Raw genomic sequence first — 291 nt, forward strand, 5'->3', positions numbered from 1 at the left:
GGCGCCCATGTAAAACTCATCGCTGGCGTGAATGAAGTGAATACCGTGTTCCGCATAGATCTTCTTCTGCCATTTCTCTATCAAATCAATGGTATCGCCCAACTGCTCCGGTGTAAACGGCTCAAGCGGATACAGACCATCGCGGTACTTCGAGAGACCGACCGGCACGACCGAAACACTCTGCATCGCCGGAATGTATTTCGTCAGATCACGGATCGAACGGTCTAACTCCGCCCCGTCATTGACGCCCCGGCATAAAACGATCTGACCATTCATCGGGATATCCGCCTC

At 52.9% G+C, this 291-nt stretch carries 1 pseudogene; it reads right to left on the reverse strand.

From position 1 onward, the window contains the following. Positions 1 to 291: pseudogene (locus QVO97_RS12770) on the reverse strand (DUF512 domain-containing protein); the annotation flags it as partial.

Origin of the sequence: Clostridium sp. CAG:43, from assembly GCF_000434655.1 — a bacterium.
GTDB lineage: Bacteria > Bacillota > Clostridia > Lachnospirales > Lachnospiraceae > Otoolea > Otoolea fessa.